At 69.3% G+C, this 13,961-nt stretch carries 13 protein-coding genes and 1 tRNA gene; 2 read left to right on the top strand and 12 right to left on the bottom strand.

Annotated features, from left to right (window positions below; all coding sequences use genetic code 11):
* Positions 1-23: 23 nt before the first annotated feature.
* The 4 genes from AB0E78_RS24540 to AB0E78_RS24525 all read right to left on the bottom strand — a co-directional run bounded on the left by AB0E78_RS24540 (position 24) and on the right by AB0E78_RS24525 (position 4,765).
* Entirely contained in the window at positions 24-1,445 is a 1,422-nt protein-coding gene (locus tag AB0E78_RS24540) for a GH1 family beta-glucosidase (protein WP_361836231.1), read from the bottom strand.
* A gap of 124 nt (positions 1,446-1,569) precedes the next feature.
* On the bottom strand, positions 1,570-2,445 hold the full coding sequence (locus tag AB0E78_RS24535) for a carbohydrate ABC transporter permease (protein ID WP_361836228.1): 876 nt from the start codon (positions 2,443-2,445) through the stop codon (positions 1,570-1,572).
* On the bottom strand, positions 2,442-3,446 hold the full coding sequence (locus AB0E78_RS24530) for a sugar ABC transporter permease (protein ID WP_361836226.1): 1,005 nt from the start codon (positions 3,444-3,446) through the stop codon (positions 2,442-2,444). Before AB0E78_RS24530 ends, AB0E78_RS24535 begins: the two co-directional genes overlap by 4 nt.
* 5 nt (positions 3,447-3,451) lie before the next feature.
* Positions 3,452-4,765, bottom strand: a complete 1,314-nt coding sequence (locus tag AB0E78_RS24525; RefSeq protein ID WP_361836223.1) for an extracellular solute-binding protein — start codon at positions 4,763-4,765, stop codon at positions 3,452-3,454.
* A 313-nt stretch (positions 4,766-5,078) separates the two neighbouring features.
* Between AB0E78_RS24525 and AB0E78_RS24520 the strand changes: the two genes are divergently transcribed.
* On the top strand, positions 5,079-6,134 hold the full coding sequence (locus tag AB0E78_RS24520) for a LacI family DNA-binding transcriptional regulator (RefSeq protein WP_361836220.1): 1,056 nt from the start codon (positions 5,079-5,081) through the stop codon (positions 6,132-6,134).
* A 199-nt stretch (positions 6,135-6,333) separates the two neighbouring features.
* Here the strand turns inward: AB0E78_RS24520 and AB0E78_RS24515 are convergent, their stop codons facing one another.
* The 5 genes from AB0E78_RS24515 to AB0E78_RS24495 form a co-directional block, all read right to left on the bottom strand.
* The gene (locus tag AB0E78_RS24515; RefSeq protein ID WP_361836217.1) at positions 6,334-6,600 is read right to left on the bottom strand and encodes a hypothetical protein; all 267 of its coding nucleotides are present in this window, start codon (positions 6,598-6,600) and stop codon (positions 6,334-6,336) included.
* An 80-nt stretch (positions 6,601-6,680) separates the two neighbouring features.
* A tRNA-His gene (locus tag AB0E78_RS24510) sits at positions 6,681-6,753 on the bottom strand.
* Positions 6,754-6,864: 111 nt separating this feature from the next.
* Positions 6,865-7,467: an oligoribonuclease gene (gene orn / locus AB0E78_RS24505; RefSeq protein WP_361836214.1), complete on the bottom strand. Its 603-nt coding sequence runs from the start codon at positions 7,465-7,467 to the stop codon at positions 6,865-6,867.
* Positions 7,468-7,477: 10 nt separating this feature from the next.
* Entirely contained in the window at positions 7,478-8,713 is a 1,236-nt protein-coding gene (locus AB0E78_RS24500; RefSeq protein WP_361836211.1) for a helix-turn-helix domain-containing protein, read from the bottom strand.
* A 465-nt stretch (positions 8,714-9,178) separates the two neighbouring features.
* Entirely contained in the window at positions 9,179-9,496 is a 318-nt protein-coding gene (locus AB0E78_RS24495) for a hypothetical protein (RefSeq protein WP_361836774.1), read from the bottom strand.
* Between the two features lie 438 nt (positions 9,497-9,934).
* Here AB0E78_RS24495 and AB0E78_RS24490 point away from each other — a divergent pair, with 438 nt between their 5' ends.
* Positions 9,935-10,459 carry a universal stress protein gene (locus AB0E78_RS24490; protein ID WP_361836208.1) on the top strand — a complete coding sequence of 175 codons (525 nt, stop codon included), beginning with the start codon at positions 9,935-9,937 and terminating at the stop codon, positions 10,457-10,459.
* A 283-nt stretch (positions 10,460-10,742) separates the two neighbouring features.
* Here the strand turns inward: AB0E78_RS24490 and glmS are convergent, their stop codons facing one another.
* The 3 genes from glmS to AB0E78_RS24475 all read right to left on the bottom strand — a co-directional run bounded on the left by glmS (position 10,743) and on the right by AB0E78_RS24475 (position 13,853).
* On the bottom strand, positions 10,743-12,560 hold the full coding sequence (gene glmS, locus AB0E78_RS24485) for a glutamine--fructose-6-phosphate transaminase (isomerizing) (protein WP_361836206.1): 1,818 nt from the start codon (positions 12,558-12,560) through the stop codon (positions 10,743-10,745).
* A 52-nt stretch (positions 12,561-12,612) separates the two neighbouring features.
* Positions 12,613-12,870 (bottom strand): hypothetical protein, encoded by a 258-nt coding sequence (locus AB0E78_RS24480; RefSeq protein ID WP_361836203.1) that lies wholly within the window; start codon positions 12,868-12,870, stop codon positions 12,613-12,615.
* 86 nt (positions 12,871-12,956) lie between these two features.
* A complete protein-coding gene (locus AB0E78_RS24475; protein WP_361836200.1) occupies positions 12,957-13,853 on the bottom strand; it encodes a DUF4429 domain-containing protein in 897 nt (298 codons plus the stop codon).
* Positions 13,854-13,961 lie beyond the last annotated feature (108 nt).

Raw genomic sequence — 13,961 nt, 5'->3', positions numbered from 1 at the left:
CCTGGGCTGCCGCTCCCCGCCGGTCAGTCCGCGACGTACTCGCGCGGCAGCTCGCCGGTGGACGCGACGCCCGCGTACCAGTGGGCGCTGGACTTCGGGATGCGGGCCTGCGTCTCGTAGTCGACGTACACCGCGCCGAAGCGCTTGCTGTAGCCGTACGACCATTCGAAGTTGTCCATGAGGGACCAGAGGTAGTAGCCGCGGACGTCGGCGCCGTCCGTGATGGCCCGGCGGACGGCGGCCAAGTGTCCGTGCAGGTAGGCGATGCGCTCCGGGTCGTGGACGCGGCCCTCCGGGTCGGGCTTGTCGTCGTAGGCCGCGCCGTTCTCGGTGACGTACAGCGGAAGGCCCGGCGCCTCCCGGGTGTAGCGCATGATCAGCTCGTGCAGCCCCGTCGGGTCGATGGTCCAGCCCATCTCGGTGCGGTCGCCCGGCGTCTGGTGGAACGCCACGTCGTCGGACGCGGGCCACGGGGAGTGCTCGCTCGCGCCGTGCCCGTCGGCCCGCGGGTTCCCCGGGTCGTCGTGCGCGGCGGAGACCAGCGCGGGCGTGTAGTAGTTCAGGCCGAGCGCGTCCAGCGGCTGGTGGGCGGCGGCCAGGTCGCCGTCGTGCACGAAGGACCAGTCGGTGACCCGGGCCGTGTCGGTGAGCAGGTCCGCGGGGTAGGCGCCGTGCAGCATCGGGCCGTGGAAGACGCCGTTGGCGAGGTTGTCGATGCGGCGGCGGGCATCCTGGTCCGCTGGGCTGTCCGAAACCGCCCTGACCACCGAGGAGTTGAGGCTCACCGCGACCTTGGCGCGGGCCGGCAGGGCGGCGCGCAGCGCCTGGGTGCCCAGGCCGTGCGCGAGGTTGAGGTGGTGCGCGGCCTGGAGTGCCGCCGCCGGGTCGGTGCGGCCGGGGGCGTGCACGCCGGATCCGTATCCCAGGAAGGCGCTGCACCACGGCTCGTTGAGCGTGATCCACGACTCGACGCGGTCGCCGAGCGCCTCGGCGACGAAGCCCGCGTACTCGGCGAACCGGTGGGCGGTCTCGCGCGCGGGCCAGCCGCCCGCGTCCTCCAGCTCCTGCGGCAGGTCCCAGTGGTAGAGGGTCAGGGCGGGCTTGATGCCCTTCTCCAGCAGCTCGTCGACGAGCCGCCGGTAGAAGTCGAGGCCGCGCTGCACGGCCGGACCGCGCCCGGTGGGCTGCACCCGCGACCAGGAGACGGAGAACCGGTAGGCGCCCAGGCCGAGGTCCGCCATGAGCGCGACGTCGTCGCGGTAGCGGTGGTAGTGCTCGACGGCGATGTCACCGGTGTCGCCGTCGGCCGTCCTGCCGGGCGTGTGGCTGAAGGTGTCCCAGATGGAGGGGGTACGGCCGTCTTCACGCACGGCACCCTCGATCTGGTACGCGGACGTCGCGGCACCCCAGAGGAAATCGGCCGGAAAGGCAAGGGATTCAGTCATGGAAGCGCTCCCATGGAAAGGGGGAAGGGGACAAGAAAGAACAGGGGTCGGTCTGGAGGCCAGGGCCGAGGCCGGCGGTGACTCGGCCCTGGCGGGGGAGAGGGGCGGCAGGCTGCACGGGGCCTCAGCCCTTGACGGCGCCCTGCATGATGCCGCTCACGATCTGCTTGCCGAAGAGGAAGAACGCCAGGAGCAGCGGCAGGGTGCCGAGCAGGGCGCCCGCCATGATCACCGCCCGGTCCGGGATGTAACCCGTGCCGAGGGAGTTGAGCGCCACCTGCACGGTGGGGTTCGACTGGTTCAGCGCGATGATCGGCCACAGGAAGTCATTCCAGGCCATGACGAACGTCAGCAGACCGAGCACCGCCATCGCGGGCCGTGCCGCCGGGAACACCACGTGCCAGATGATGCGCACACTGCTCGCGCCGTCCATCCGCGCCGCCTCGATGAGCTCGCTCGGCAGCGCCTGAAGCAGGAACTGCCGCATGAAGAACACCCCGAAGGCGCTCACGAACGTCGGCAGGATCACCGCCTGGAGCTGGTTGGTCCACTGCAGGTCGGCGATCCACAGATACAGCGGTACGACGCTGAGCTGCGGCGGCACCATCATCGTGCCGATGGTCAGCAGGAGCAGCAGGCCGCTGAACTTGAACTTCAGCTTGGCGAAGGCGAATCCGGCGATCGTGGAGAACAGCACGGTGCCGATGGTGATGCTGCCCGCCACGATCGTGGTGTTCAGCATCGCGTCGCCGAGACTGGCCTCGGTCCAGGCCCGCTCCAGGTTCTTGAAGAGGTTCCCGCCGAACCACAGGGGCGGCGGGGTCTGGGCGAGCCGCCCGCTGGTGCGCGAGGCCGCGATCGCCGTCCAGATCAGCGGTGCCAGCGAGACGGCCGTGAACAGCGCAAGGACGACGTAGGTGACGGGCCCCGCGTGCATCGTGCGGCCGGCCTTCGGGCCCAGCGGCCGGGCAGGCCTCAGGCCCGGGGTGCGGGACTTCATTGGGCCTTCCTCAGACGTCGGGCGATCAGCAGATTGACCGCGGCGATGAGCAGCAGGACCACGAGCATCAGCCAGGCGACCGCCGATGCCCGCCCCAGGTGGCCGTTGATCCAGCCCTGGTCGTACAGATAGAGCCCCAGGGTCTGGAACTGGTGGTCGGCGCCGCCCTTGGATCCCGCCGTGCCGCCGAACAGCAGCGGCTCACCGAAGAGCTGGGTCGCGCCGATGGTCGAGACGACCACCGTGAACAGGATCGTCGGACGCAGCATCGGGATGGTCACGTGCCGGAACTGCTGCCAGCGCGAGGCGCCGTCCAGCGAGGCCGACTCGTACAGGTCGTGCGGCACGGCCTGCATCGCCGCCAGATAGATCAGCGCGTTGTAGCCGGTCCACCGCCAGATGACGATCGACGACACCGCGAACTGCGAACCCCACGACGACTCACGCCAGTTGACGGGGTCGATGCCGACGGACCCGATGATCCAGTTGACCATGCCGCCGTCCCACGCGAAGAGCAGCGTGAAGACCAGCGAGGCACTCGCCACCGACGTGGCGTACGGAGCGAGCATCGCCACCCGCCACAGGGTGGAGCCGCGCAGCTTGTAGTTGAGCAGATGCGCGATGCCGAGCGCGACGGCGAGCTGCGGGACGGTGGAGATGATGCCGATGGTGAAGGTGTTGCCGAGGGCGTTCCAGAAGTAATCGCTCTGCAGCAGGTTGGTGTAGTTCTCCAGTCCCAGCCAGGTGCTGTCGTCGAGGTTGGTCAGCTCCAGGCGGTGCAGCGAGGCCCAGCCGGTGTAGAGCAGCGGGAACAGGCCGAAGGCACCGAAGAAGAGGAAGAACGGGGCGACGAAGACGTACGGCGACGCCTTTATGTCCCAGCGGTACAGGCGGCTGCGCCACGAGGACGTGGGGGAGGCCTTGCGCCTCCCGGACGCGGCCGGGGCCGCGTCCCCCTCACCGGGGGACGCGGTCTCGGCGTACTCAGCGGTCTCGGACATGCGCGTCACTGTCCCAGAACATCCTTGATCTCCTTCTGCGCGGCTTCCCAGCCCTCAGCCGGAGACTTGCCCTGTTGCTCCACCTGGAGCACACCGATGTCCGTGATGGACTGGCCGATCTGGGCGTCCTTGAGGCCGTAGATGGCCGACGGGGTGTTCTTCGCGATGTCGGCGTAGATCTCCGTGATGGGCGCGTCGTTGAAGTACGCCTTGGTCGCGGGCGACGGCTTCAGCGTGTCGTACGCCGACGGGGTGGACGGGAAGCTGGCCTGCTTGGCGAAGACCTTCGCGAGCTGCTCGGGCTGCGTCAGCCAGACGGCGAGCTCGGTCGCCTCCTTCTTGTGCTTGCCCGCGCTCGGCACGCCGAGGAACGTTCCGCCCCAGTTGCCGTCGGTCGGCGCCTTGGCCATGTCCCACTGGCCCTTGCCCTCCGGGCCCGTCTTCTCCTGGATGTAGCCGGCCATCCACGCGGGGCAGGCCACGGTGGCGAACTTGGCGTTGGCGAAGCCCTGGTCCCACGTCGGGTCGAACTGCTTGAGCTTGGAGGACATGTCGCCCTGCGCGACCTTCATCGCCGCGTCCCAGGCGTCCTTGCGGCCCTGGCTGTCCTCGTAGATCTCCTTGCCGCCCTTGTCGTAGTACCGCTCCTTCGCACCGGCGAAGACGGCGTTGTAGACACTGGAGGCGGAGTCGACGAACTTGGTGCCGTCGGGCGCCTTCTTCATGTACTTCTTGCCGACGTCGACGTACTTGTCCCAGTCGCCGGCCCACTCCTTGGCGAGCTCCTCGCGGTCGGTGGGCAGACCGGCCTTCTTGAAGAGGTCCTTGCGGTAACAGAGCGCCGTCGGGCCGATGTCGACGCCGAGGCCGACCGTCTTGCCGTCGTCGGTCGTGGCCTGCTTCCACTTCCAGTCGAGATACGTGGACTTGTCCACGCCCTTGGCCTTGCTCAGGTCCTCGAACTTGGCGGCCTGGGTCTGCACGACCTCGGTGATGTTGCTGACCTCTACGGCCGCGACGTCATTGACACCGGCGCCGGACTGGAGCTGGGTGAGCAGCTTCGGGTAATAGGCGTCGTTGCGCTCGATGACGTTCTCTTTGATCTTGATGTTCGGGTGCGACTTCTCGTACTCGGCGTAGAGACCTGCCTGCTTCAGGCCCAGCACGCCGAACGTGCCCACGTTGAGCGTGACCTTGCCGTCGCCGCCCCCCGAACCGCTGTCGTCGTCGCTGGAACAACCGGCCAGCAGGCTCGTGGCCAGCGCGGTCACGGCCGCGAAGGCCACCAGCCGTCCGGACCGGCGGGAACTCGTGCGCATTGCGTCCTCCTGTTGCCTGACGTGCCGACCCCCCGGCCAACTGCACTTCTTGCCCCGTTGCTTGACGCTTCGGCTCGGGCGGGGAACGTGCGGGATGTGTACGTGTCAGGTAGTGTGGGAGCGCTCCCACAAGTGATGAGTTGAAGAGTCGTGGCTGGGAGCGGGGGTGTCAAGGGACCGGACATAGAGATATGTCTTCAGTTATCGGGCTGTTACGAGGACGCTCGCGCGTTCGGCCCATCGGCCCGGCGATGATCAGGCTGTTACATTCCTCTACATTCCTCGCCGGGGGAAGTGCGACGGGAGGCGGACAATGGCAGCTCACGGTGCGCGTGGCCGCGGTGGCGGTCGACCGACCCTGGAGGAGGTCGCCGCGCGGGCGGGAGTGGGCCGCGGGACGGTCTCCCGGGTGATCAACGGCTCACCGCGGGTGAGTGAGACGACCAGGACGGCCGTGGAGGCCGCGGTCGCGGAGCTCGGTTACGTCCCGAACACGGCGGCCCGTGCCCTCGCCGCCAACCGCACCGACGCCATCGCCCTGGTCGTGCCCGAACCCGAGACCCGCTTCTTCGCCGAGCCGTACTTCTCCGATGTCCTGCGCGGGGTCGGGGCGGAGCTCGGCGAGACGGAGATGCAGCTCCTGTTGATCTTCGCCGGGAACGACCGCAGGCGTCAGCGCCTTGCCCAGTACCTCGCCGCCCACCGCGTCGACGGCGTCCTCCTGGTCTCGGTGCACGCCGACGACCCGCTGCCGGACCTGCTCACCCAGCTGGAGATCCCCGCGGTGATCAGCGGCCGCCGCTCGGCCGACGAGGCGCTGCCCTCGGTCGACTCCGACAACTTCGCGGGGGCCCACTCGGCGGTGGAGCACCTCCTGGCACGCGGCCGTACGCGGATAGCCACCATCACCGGCCGCCTGGACGTCTACGGCGCCCAGCGCCGCCTGGACGGCTACCGCGCGGCGCTGTCGGACGCGGGCCACGCGGTGGACGAGGGGCTCATCGTGCCCGGCGACTTCACGGAGGAGGGCGGGCGCCGGGCGATGACGGAGCTGCTCGCGGCCTGCCCCGAGGTGGACGCGGTGTTCGCGGGCTCCGACGTGATGGCCGCGGGTGCCCGCCAGGTCCTGCGCGAGGCCGGCCGCCGGATACCCGACGACGTGGCGCTCGTCGGCTTCGACGACTCGGCGATCGCCCGCCACATGGACCCGCCGCTGACGAGCGTGCGGCAGCCGATCGAGGAGATGGGCCGGGCGATGATCGACCTGCTGCTCGCCGAGATCGCGGACGACCGCCCGGCCTCGGCCCGCCGCCTGGAGCACCGCCAACTGGTTCTGCCCACGGAACTGGTGGAGCGGGCGTCGTCCTGAGGACCCGCCGGAACGAAGGGCGGGCCGCCGACGCGGGAGGCGACCGGCGGGCCCGGGCGCCCCGGCATCCTGTGCCGACACAGACCACACGAAGCGCCACAGGCACCGTGCACCGGACCGGCGCCGATGGGAAGGGTGTGCGCCGCTCTGCCACGAGGAAGCCCTTCGCACCCCGTGTGACCGGGCGCGGACCGGAGCGTCAGCCCCGTGAGCCGATGCGGCCCCGCAGGGCGTGCACGCAGATCATGCTCGCGGCCAGCCAGAAGCATGCGCCGGACACGGCGATACGCGCCGGTGCGCCGAGAGCCAGGCCGAGAACGCAGACGACGGCGCCGACGGCGACACCGGAGGCGATGGACTTCGTGTCACGCCAGGGAGGCGTGACGGGCCGCCCCGCGAAGATCATGACTCCTGCGGACAGGAGCACCATCAGGGCTCCGCTGTAGATGAGCCACGTACTGCTCAAGACCGTTCTCCACTCGTATCAAGGCCGCGAGCACGAAGAAGGCCCGGTCCGCTTGCGCGGACCGGGCCTTCTTCGTTCAGGGTGAGTGACGGGACTTGAACCCGCGGCCACCTGGACCACAACCAGGTGCTCTACCAACTGAGCTACACCCACCATGTCCGGTCGTTTTTCTTTCTTCCGACCGGCCGAGAAAAAGTGTACAGGGTCCGAAGGGGTGCTCGCGCACGCGTTATTCGGACCCCGTACAGAGGCGTTCCGCGGAGGCTATTCCGCGGGGAGCACGTACTTGGCCGCGATCGTTTTCGCGGTGTCCGAGTCCGGGCCGGGCTGCGGCACGAAGACCGCCTCCCGGTAGTAGCGCAGCTCCGCGATGGATTCGCGGATGTCTGCCAGTGCCCGGTGGTTGCCGTTCTTGTCCGGGCTGTTGAAGTACGCCCGGGGGTACCACCGCCGGGCCAGTTCCTTGATCGAGGAGACGTCGACGATGCGGTAGTGGAGGAACTCCTCCAGCGTCCCCATGTCACGGAGCAGGAAGCCGCGGTCGGTGCCGACCGAGTTCCCGCACAGCGGAGCCTTGCGCGGCTCCTTGACGTGCTCACGTACGTACGCCAGGACCTGCGCCTCGGCGTCGGCCAGCGTGGTTCCGCCGGCCAGCTCGTCGAGGAGCCCCGAGGTGGTGTGCATTTTGCGCACCACCTCGGGCATGGTCTCCAGCGCCGCGTCCGGCGGGCGGATCACGATGTCCACACCTTCGCCGAGCACGTTCAGTTCCGAGTCGGTGACCAGTGCGGCCACCTCGATAAGTGCGTCATCCGTCAGCGAGAGCCCGGTCATCTCGCAGTCGATCCACACCATGCGATCGTTCATGCGTCTTACCCTACGGCGCACTCCTCTGGCCGGGCAGAGGAGTGCGCCCTGGCGCGTACAGATCCGAGCTCGGTTTTCCCGGATCCGCGGACAGCGTCGCCGATGGGCCAAGGGCGCTCGCGGCCGCCGTACGCCGCGTCTGCGACGGGACGGGTCCGCCCTCCGCGTTCACCATCGCCGTGGTGGCCACGGACGCCGCGGATTCCAGCAGCGCCCGTTCACCCCCCTGCGGCCTGCGGGCGCGGTAAGCGGCCCGGTAGGCGGCGGGCGACGAGCCCAGCTGGCGCCGGAAGTGGCCGCGCAGGGCCACGGGTGAACGGAAGCCGCAGCGGCCCGCGACCTCGTCGACGGAGTAGTCGGAGGTCTCGAGCAGCCGCTGTGCCTGCAGCACGCGCTGAGTGATCAGCCACTGCAGGGGAGCGCTCCCGGTGAGCGAGCGGAACCTGCGGTCGAAGGTCCGCCTGCTCATGTACGCGCGCGCGGCCAGCGTCTCCACGTCGAACTGCTCGTGGAGATGCTCCAGGGCCCAGGCGACGACCTCGGCGAGCGGGTCGGCGCCGATCTCCTCTGGTAAAGACCTGTCGAGATAGCGCTCCTGGCCGCCGGCCCGGCGCGGAGGCACGACGAGCCTGCGCGCGAGCGCGCCCGCCGCCTCGTTGCCATGATCCGTGCGCACGATGTGCAGGCACAGATCAATTCCGGCCGCGGTCCCCGCGCTGGTGAGCACGTCCCCGTCGTCGACGAAGAGCTCACGCGGGTCCACATGGACGGACGGATACCGCTTGGCCAGCGTCGGTGCGTACATCCAGTGCGTGGTCGCCGGGCGGCCGTCGAGCAGACCGGCCGCGGCGAGCACGAACGCTCCGGTGCACAGCCCCACGATGCGGGCGCCCTCTTCGTGCGCGCGGCGCAGCGCGTCGAGCGCCTCCGGCGGCGGCGGTGAGGTGATCGACCGCCAGGCCGGCACCACGACGGTGCCCGCACGCCCTATCGCCTCCAGGCCATGTGGCGCGGTGAGTTCGAGCCCCCCGGTCGTACGCAGTGGCCCCTCTTCACCGGCGCAGACCAGCAGCCGGTAGCGGGGAACCCCGGCGTCCTGCCGGTCGATCCCGAACACGGAGAGCGGTATGGAACTCTCGAAGATGGGGCCACCGCTGAACAGCAGCACCGCGACAATCTCCCTGCGGCGGCGTCCGGACAGCTTCCGCGACGCGGCTTCTTGCACGGCAGTGGAGTCGTGGCTCATGGTGCTAAGCCCCCCTCGGTCGTCGCGGCTCCCCGTTCTTGGCGTGCTCTGATTTCTCTGCGTGTTCCGCGTTCTCGGCGTTCTCGGCTTCTGTGTTCTCGGCGCTCTTGGCGTTCCTGTCGGACCTGTCGCTCCTGCACGTTTCCCCTCGGTCCTCCACCAGTCCCCCGCCGTAATACAGTCATGATCGAATCTACTGCGTCCCGTGCTGCCGGGGTTACCAGTTAAGGACCCGGCACTATGTCGACATGGCAACTTGGCGTGAAGCAGTCGATCACGAAGCGTTGCACTCACGGGCGTTGCTGGGAAGTGCGCCTCAGCTCCGTGGCCGGTCCCCGTAGGGTTCAGGCGCCTTCCGCATGCCTTTCAGCCCTGGTGGGAGCGGGGTTGGGTACCCCTTCGGCCAAGGAAGGCATGGCCATAGGAAGTTGGCTGAAAAGTTACGGGTGAGTGCGCGCTAATCGGTCAGTCCACCGGCGTAGACCCACCAGCATGCCGACCGCCCCTGTGCGCCCCCGCGGCCGTCCGCCCGTGCCGCCCGCGGGGCTCGTGACTCTGCTCCTCGACCAGCCGCGCGGCGCCCCGCTCGGACTGCCGCAGGAGCAGTCGGCAGACCCCTGTCACGGCCACGAGTCCGAGGGCGGAACCCGCGGCTCCCGCCAGCGAGGTCCCGTACCCCACGAGGACGACGGGAACCAGGACGCAGCTGAACGCGGCCCAGCGGACGACATCACTCGCGGAGTCCTGCGCCGGGGTGGGTGGCGTCTCCTGGGCGCGTGGCACCGGGGCCCCGCCGCGCGGGCGCTCGCGCGCCCCCTCCGGCGGGCGTCGGCGGCTCTGTGCCGTCACGCGTGAGGACGTCGTGACGTGTGAGGACACGGGCGGCGGTCCAGGCACGGCGGGCTCCCTGTGGCAGTGGGGTACCGAAGTTCAACGCGTGGTCGCGCGGCCGGTCACTGGCGCCGGACGGGGGCCACGCGAGTGGGTGCCCAAACCGCCTGTACAGGGCAGCAACCATTGCCATACGGGCGCCGCTCATGCATGCTCCGGTGAACGCCGTGAGGCTCCCGCAGGGCCGTCAGCAGCTCTGGGCAGGAGAGGAGTGTCGCCGTACCCTTGGGGGTATGGGGTTGGGAAGATGATTCCCGGACACAGCTCCGGTGGTCGCTCCTCCTCGTCCCTGCCCGATCTCCCACAGAGGACTCCTTCGCCGAGACACCCATGGCCGGTCACGAATTCTCCGAACCAGCGGACCGCAAGCGGCAGGTCGCCGATCCCACGGCGACCCCCCAGGCGGCGGAACAACCACGTCACTCCTGCGACCCGGCCTTCCGGCACGGGGTCGTCGTCGGTTTCGACGGCTCGACCTCCAGTGAGCGCGCTCTCTCGTACGCGATCGGGATGGCCCATCGCTCCGGCTCCGGCCTGATCATCGTGCACGTCGCCAACCGGCTCCCCACCACGGTGTGGGCGGGCTGTGAGCCGCCGGTCTTCGTCGATGTGCCGGATCACCGCACGGAAGTGCTCGGCCTGGAGCTGGCCTGTGCGGACTACCTGGCCGAAGTGCCGTGGATCCTGGTCGAGCGCGGCGGCGACATCTGCCATGAGCTCGAAGAGGTCGGCCGGGAGTATTCGGCGGACGCGATCGTCGTCGGATCGACGCACGGGATCGTGGGGCGCATCTTCGGCTCGGTCGCGGGCCGGCTCGCGCGCCGTGCGCAACGACCCGTCGTGGTCATTCCGTAACGCCCCTTCCACGCCCCTTGGCCTCGGGTTCCCAGGTGGGACACGGGTGGCGGGGCGTCAACTTCCTTCGCATGTAGATAAATCTACTCGTGCGTAGAGGTGGGTTGTGTCCTTGTGAAGGGTACGTACAGGTGGCACGACCCCCTGCCGACCGGGGAGTGACGGCCACGGGCTGAGGCAGGCGCGGGTCGGGGGAATGGGCGCCCCCGCCCCTTGAAGAACGACCCCTCGCACGCTTGGTGGCACGCGCGAGGGGTCGTTCATTTTCCGGCGGCTTCCGGGACTACTCGACGGTGACGGACTTCGCCAGGTTGCGCGGCTTGTCGATGTCCCGGCCTAGGGCCAACGCCGTGTGGTAGGCGAGGAGTTGGAGCGGGATGCCCATCAGGATCGGGTCCAGCTCGTTCTCGTTCTTCGGGACGAGGATCGTCTGGTCGGCCTTCTCCTGCTCCTGGTGCGCGACCGCGAGGATCTTGCCGCTGCGGGCCTTGATCTCCTCCAGGGCGGCGCGGTTCTTCTCCAGGAGGTCGTCGTCCGGGACGATCGCGACCGTGGGCAGCGCGGGCTCGATGAGGGCGAGCGGGCCGTGCTTGAGCTCGGAGGCGGGGTAGGCCTCGGCGTGGATGTACGAGACCTCCTTGAGCTTGAGCGAGGCCTCGCGGGCCACGGGGTAGCCGCGTACGCGGCCGATGAAGAGCATCGAGCGGGCGTCCGCGTACCCCTTGGCGATCTTCTTGATCTCGTCCTCCTGCTTGAGGATCTCCGAGATCTGGCCGGGCAGCTTGCGCAGGCCCTCGATGATCCGCTTGCCGTCGGAGACCGACAGGTCGCGGATGCGGCCCAGGTGCAGGGCGAGCAGGCCGAAGGCGACCGTGGTGTTCGTGAAGCACTTGGTGGAGACCACGCAGACCTCCGGGCCCGCGTGGACGTACACGCCCGCGTCGGCCTCACGGGCGATCGCGGAACCGACGACGTTCACGACGCCCAGGACGCGGGCGCCCTTGCGCTTCAGCTCCTGGACGGCGGCGAGCACGTCGTACGTCTCGCCGGACTGGGAGACGGCGATGTACAGGGTGTCGGGGTCCACCACCGGGTTGCGGTAGCGGAACTCGCTCGCGGGCTCGGCGTCCGCGGGGATGCGGGCCAGCTCCTCGATCATCTGGGCGCCGATCATGCCAGCGTGGTACGAGGTGCCGCAGCCGAGGATCTTGACGCGGCGCACCTTGCGGGCGTCGTGCGCGTCGAGGTTCAGGCCGCCGAGGTGCACGGTGGAGAAGCGGTCGTCGATGCGGCCGCGCAGGACGCGGTCCACGGCCTCGGGCTGCTCGAAGATCTCCTTGTGCATGTACGTGTCGTGGCCGCCCATGTCGTACGACTCGGCCTCCCACTCCACGGTGGTCGGCGAGGCGGTCGTACGGGAGCCCTCGGTCGTGTACGTGCGGTAGTCGTCGGCCTTGATGGTGGCCATCTCGCCGTCGTCGAGGGTGACGACCTGGCGGGTGTGCGAGACGAGCGCGGCGACGTCCGAGGCGACGAACATCTCCTTCTCGCCGATGCCGAGGACCACGGGCGAGCCGTTGCGGGCGACGACGATGCGGTCGTTGAAGTCGGCGTGCAGGACGGCGATGCCGTACGTGCCCTCGACGTGGCGCAGGGCCTCGCGGACCTTGTCCTCCAGCTTGTCCGCCTGGGCGCGGGCGATGAGGTGGGTGAGGACCTCGGTGTCCGTCTCGGAGAGGAACTCGACGCCGTCGGCGGTCAGCTTGGCGCGCAGCTCGGAGGCGTTGTCGATGATGCCGTTGTGGACGACGGCGACCTTGTCGTCGCCCGACATGTGCGGGTGGGCGTTCTCGTCGGAGGGTGCGCCGTGGGTGGCCCAGCGGGTGTGGGCGATGCCGGTGGTGCCCTTGAAGCGGGCGGGCACCTTGGCCTCCAGGTCGCGGACCCGGCCCTTCGCCTTGACCATCTTCAGGCCGGCGGTCTTGGGGCTGGTGATGACGACGCCCGCGGAGTCGTAGCCGCGGTACTCCAGGCGCTGGAGGCCTTCGAGGAGGAGGGGGGCCACGTCACGCTTGCCGATGTAACCGACGATTCCGCACATAGAAGGAGTCCTAGCCGTAGAGGGTGGTGGTTGCGGTGTTCCTGGCCTGTTCTCAGCCGTAGATCATGCGGCGCAGCTGTCTGAGGGTGAGCTCGGGCGGCGCGACCGCGCGGTACTTGAGGTCCGCCGAGATCTGTTCGAAGATCGCCGCGTTCAGCAGGCCCTGACCCTGCAGCTCGCGGTGGCGGCGACGGACGAACTGCTCGGTCGTCTCGTCGAAGTAGGCGAGCACGTCCTGGATGACCCGCAGGGCTTCGCCCCGCTGGAGCGGGGTGCTGCGGGTCAGGTGGTCCACCAGGTCGTCGTGCATTCGTTGATCCTGGAGGAACAGTCCTCTACGTGCAACAATCCTGCCCGATTCCGGGCAGGATGGCGGTGAAAACCGGCCCCGACGGCCTACATGCGCTTCAGTACCGCCTGCTTGGCGAGGGAGAACTCCTCGTCCGTGAGTATCCCGGCCTGGTGCAGTTCACCCAGCTCGCGCAGGCGCCGCAGGAGCGCGTCGTGATCGTCCTCGGCCGGGGCGGCGGGCGCGGGCACGGAAGCGGACTTCGTCAGGGCGGGCGGCGCCTCCGAGGGCTCCGCCACGGCCGCAGCCGGGTGCGGCAGCCGCACCTGCACGGCAGCCGCCACCAGCGCCATCAGCGGGTCCTTCTTGAAGCCCCACAGCTCGACCGAGTTCGGGTCGTACTTCGGCGGGGCCTTGGTGGGCGCGTGCCGGACGGTGAAGCGGAGGTGGCCGTTCTCCAGGCCCGCCGCAGGCTGCCATTCCACCGCCGCGACCTCGGAGAGGGCCAGCGTGCGCGTACCGGCGGCGGACTTCGCCTCCTCCGTCTTCCAGTTCCACTCCAGCCGGATGTGCTCCCCGTCGAAGCTCGCCGTGCCGTCCCCCGCCGACACCGACAGCGGCACCGGAGGCCCCGGCAGCAGATAGCTGTCGCAGGGCGCGGCAGGCACCTGCTCGATCAGCAGCGCGTTGCGGACCTCGTCGACGACGTACTCCGCGACCCCGTAGCGGTCCGAATCCACCGTCAGCTGATACGGGTCCGCGGCCTCCCCGAGCTTGCCCCCGGCGGCCTGCAGCAACGGATCCGCGCCGTCCCGCAGCCGCAGCCTCAGCCTCCCCGACTTCTTGCCCTGTTCGAAGGCGATGCCCGCCAACGCGCCCAGCGGCACGGCCAGTTCTCCCAGCGACCTGCGCAGCAGGGACACGTTCTTGTCGCGTCCCGGCACAAGGCGCAGCGTCTCTCCGTCGAAGGTCCAGGTCCCGTCACGCTGGATGATTTCCGCCATGCGACGATTCTTCCATCGGCCGGCGGCAGAAGTGGTCTACACCCTTGACCCGCCCCGGGGTGCAAGGTACCCATGGTGACCGTTCGATGGAGATGCACCACAGTGATG

The organism is Streptomyces sp. NPDC032198 (assembly GCF_040636975.1).
Lineage (GTDB): Bacteria > Actinomycetota > Actinomycetes > Streptomycetales > Streptomycetaceae > Streptomyces.
The sequence above is the reverse complement of the archived record's forward strand: the minus strand, read 5'-3'. Positions and strand labels throughout refer to the sequence as shown.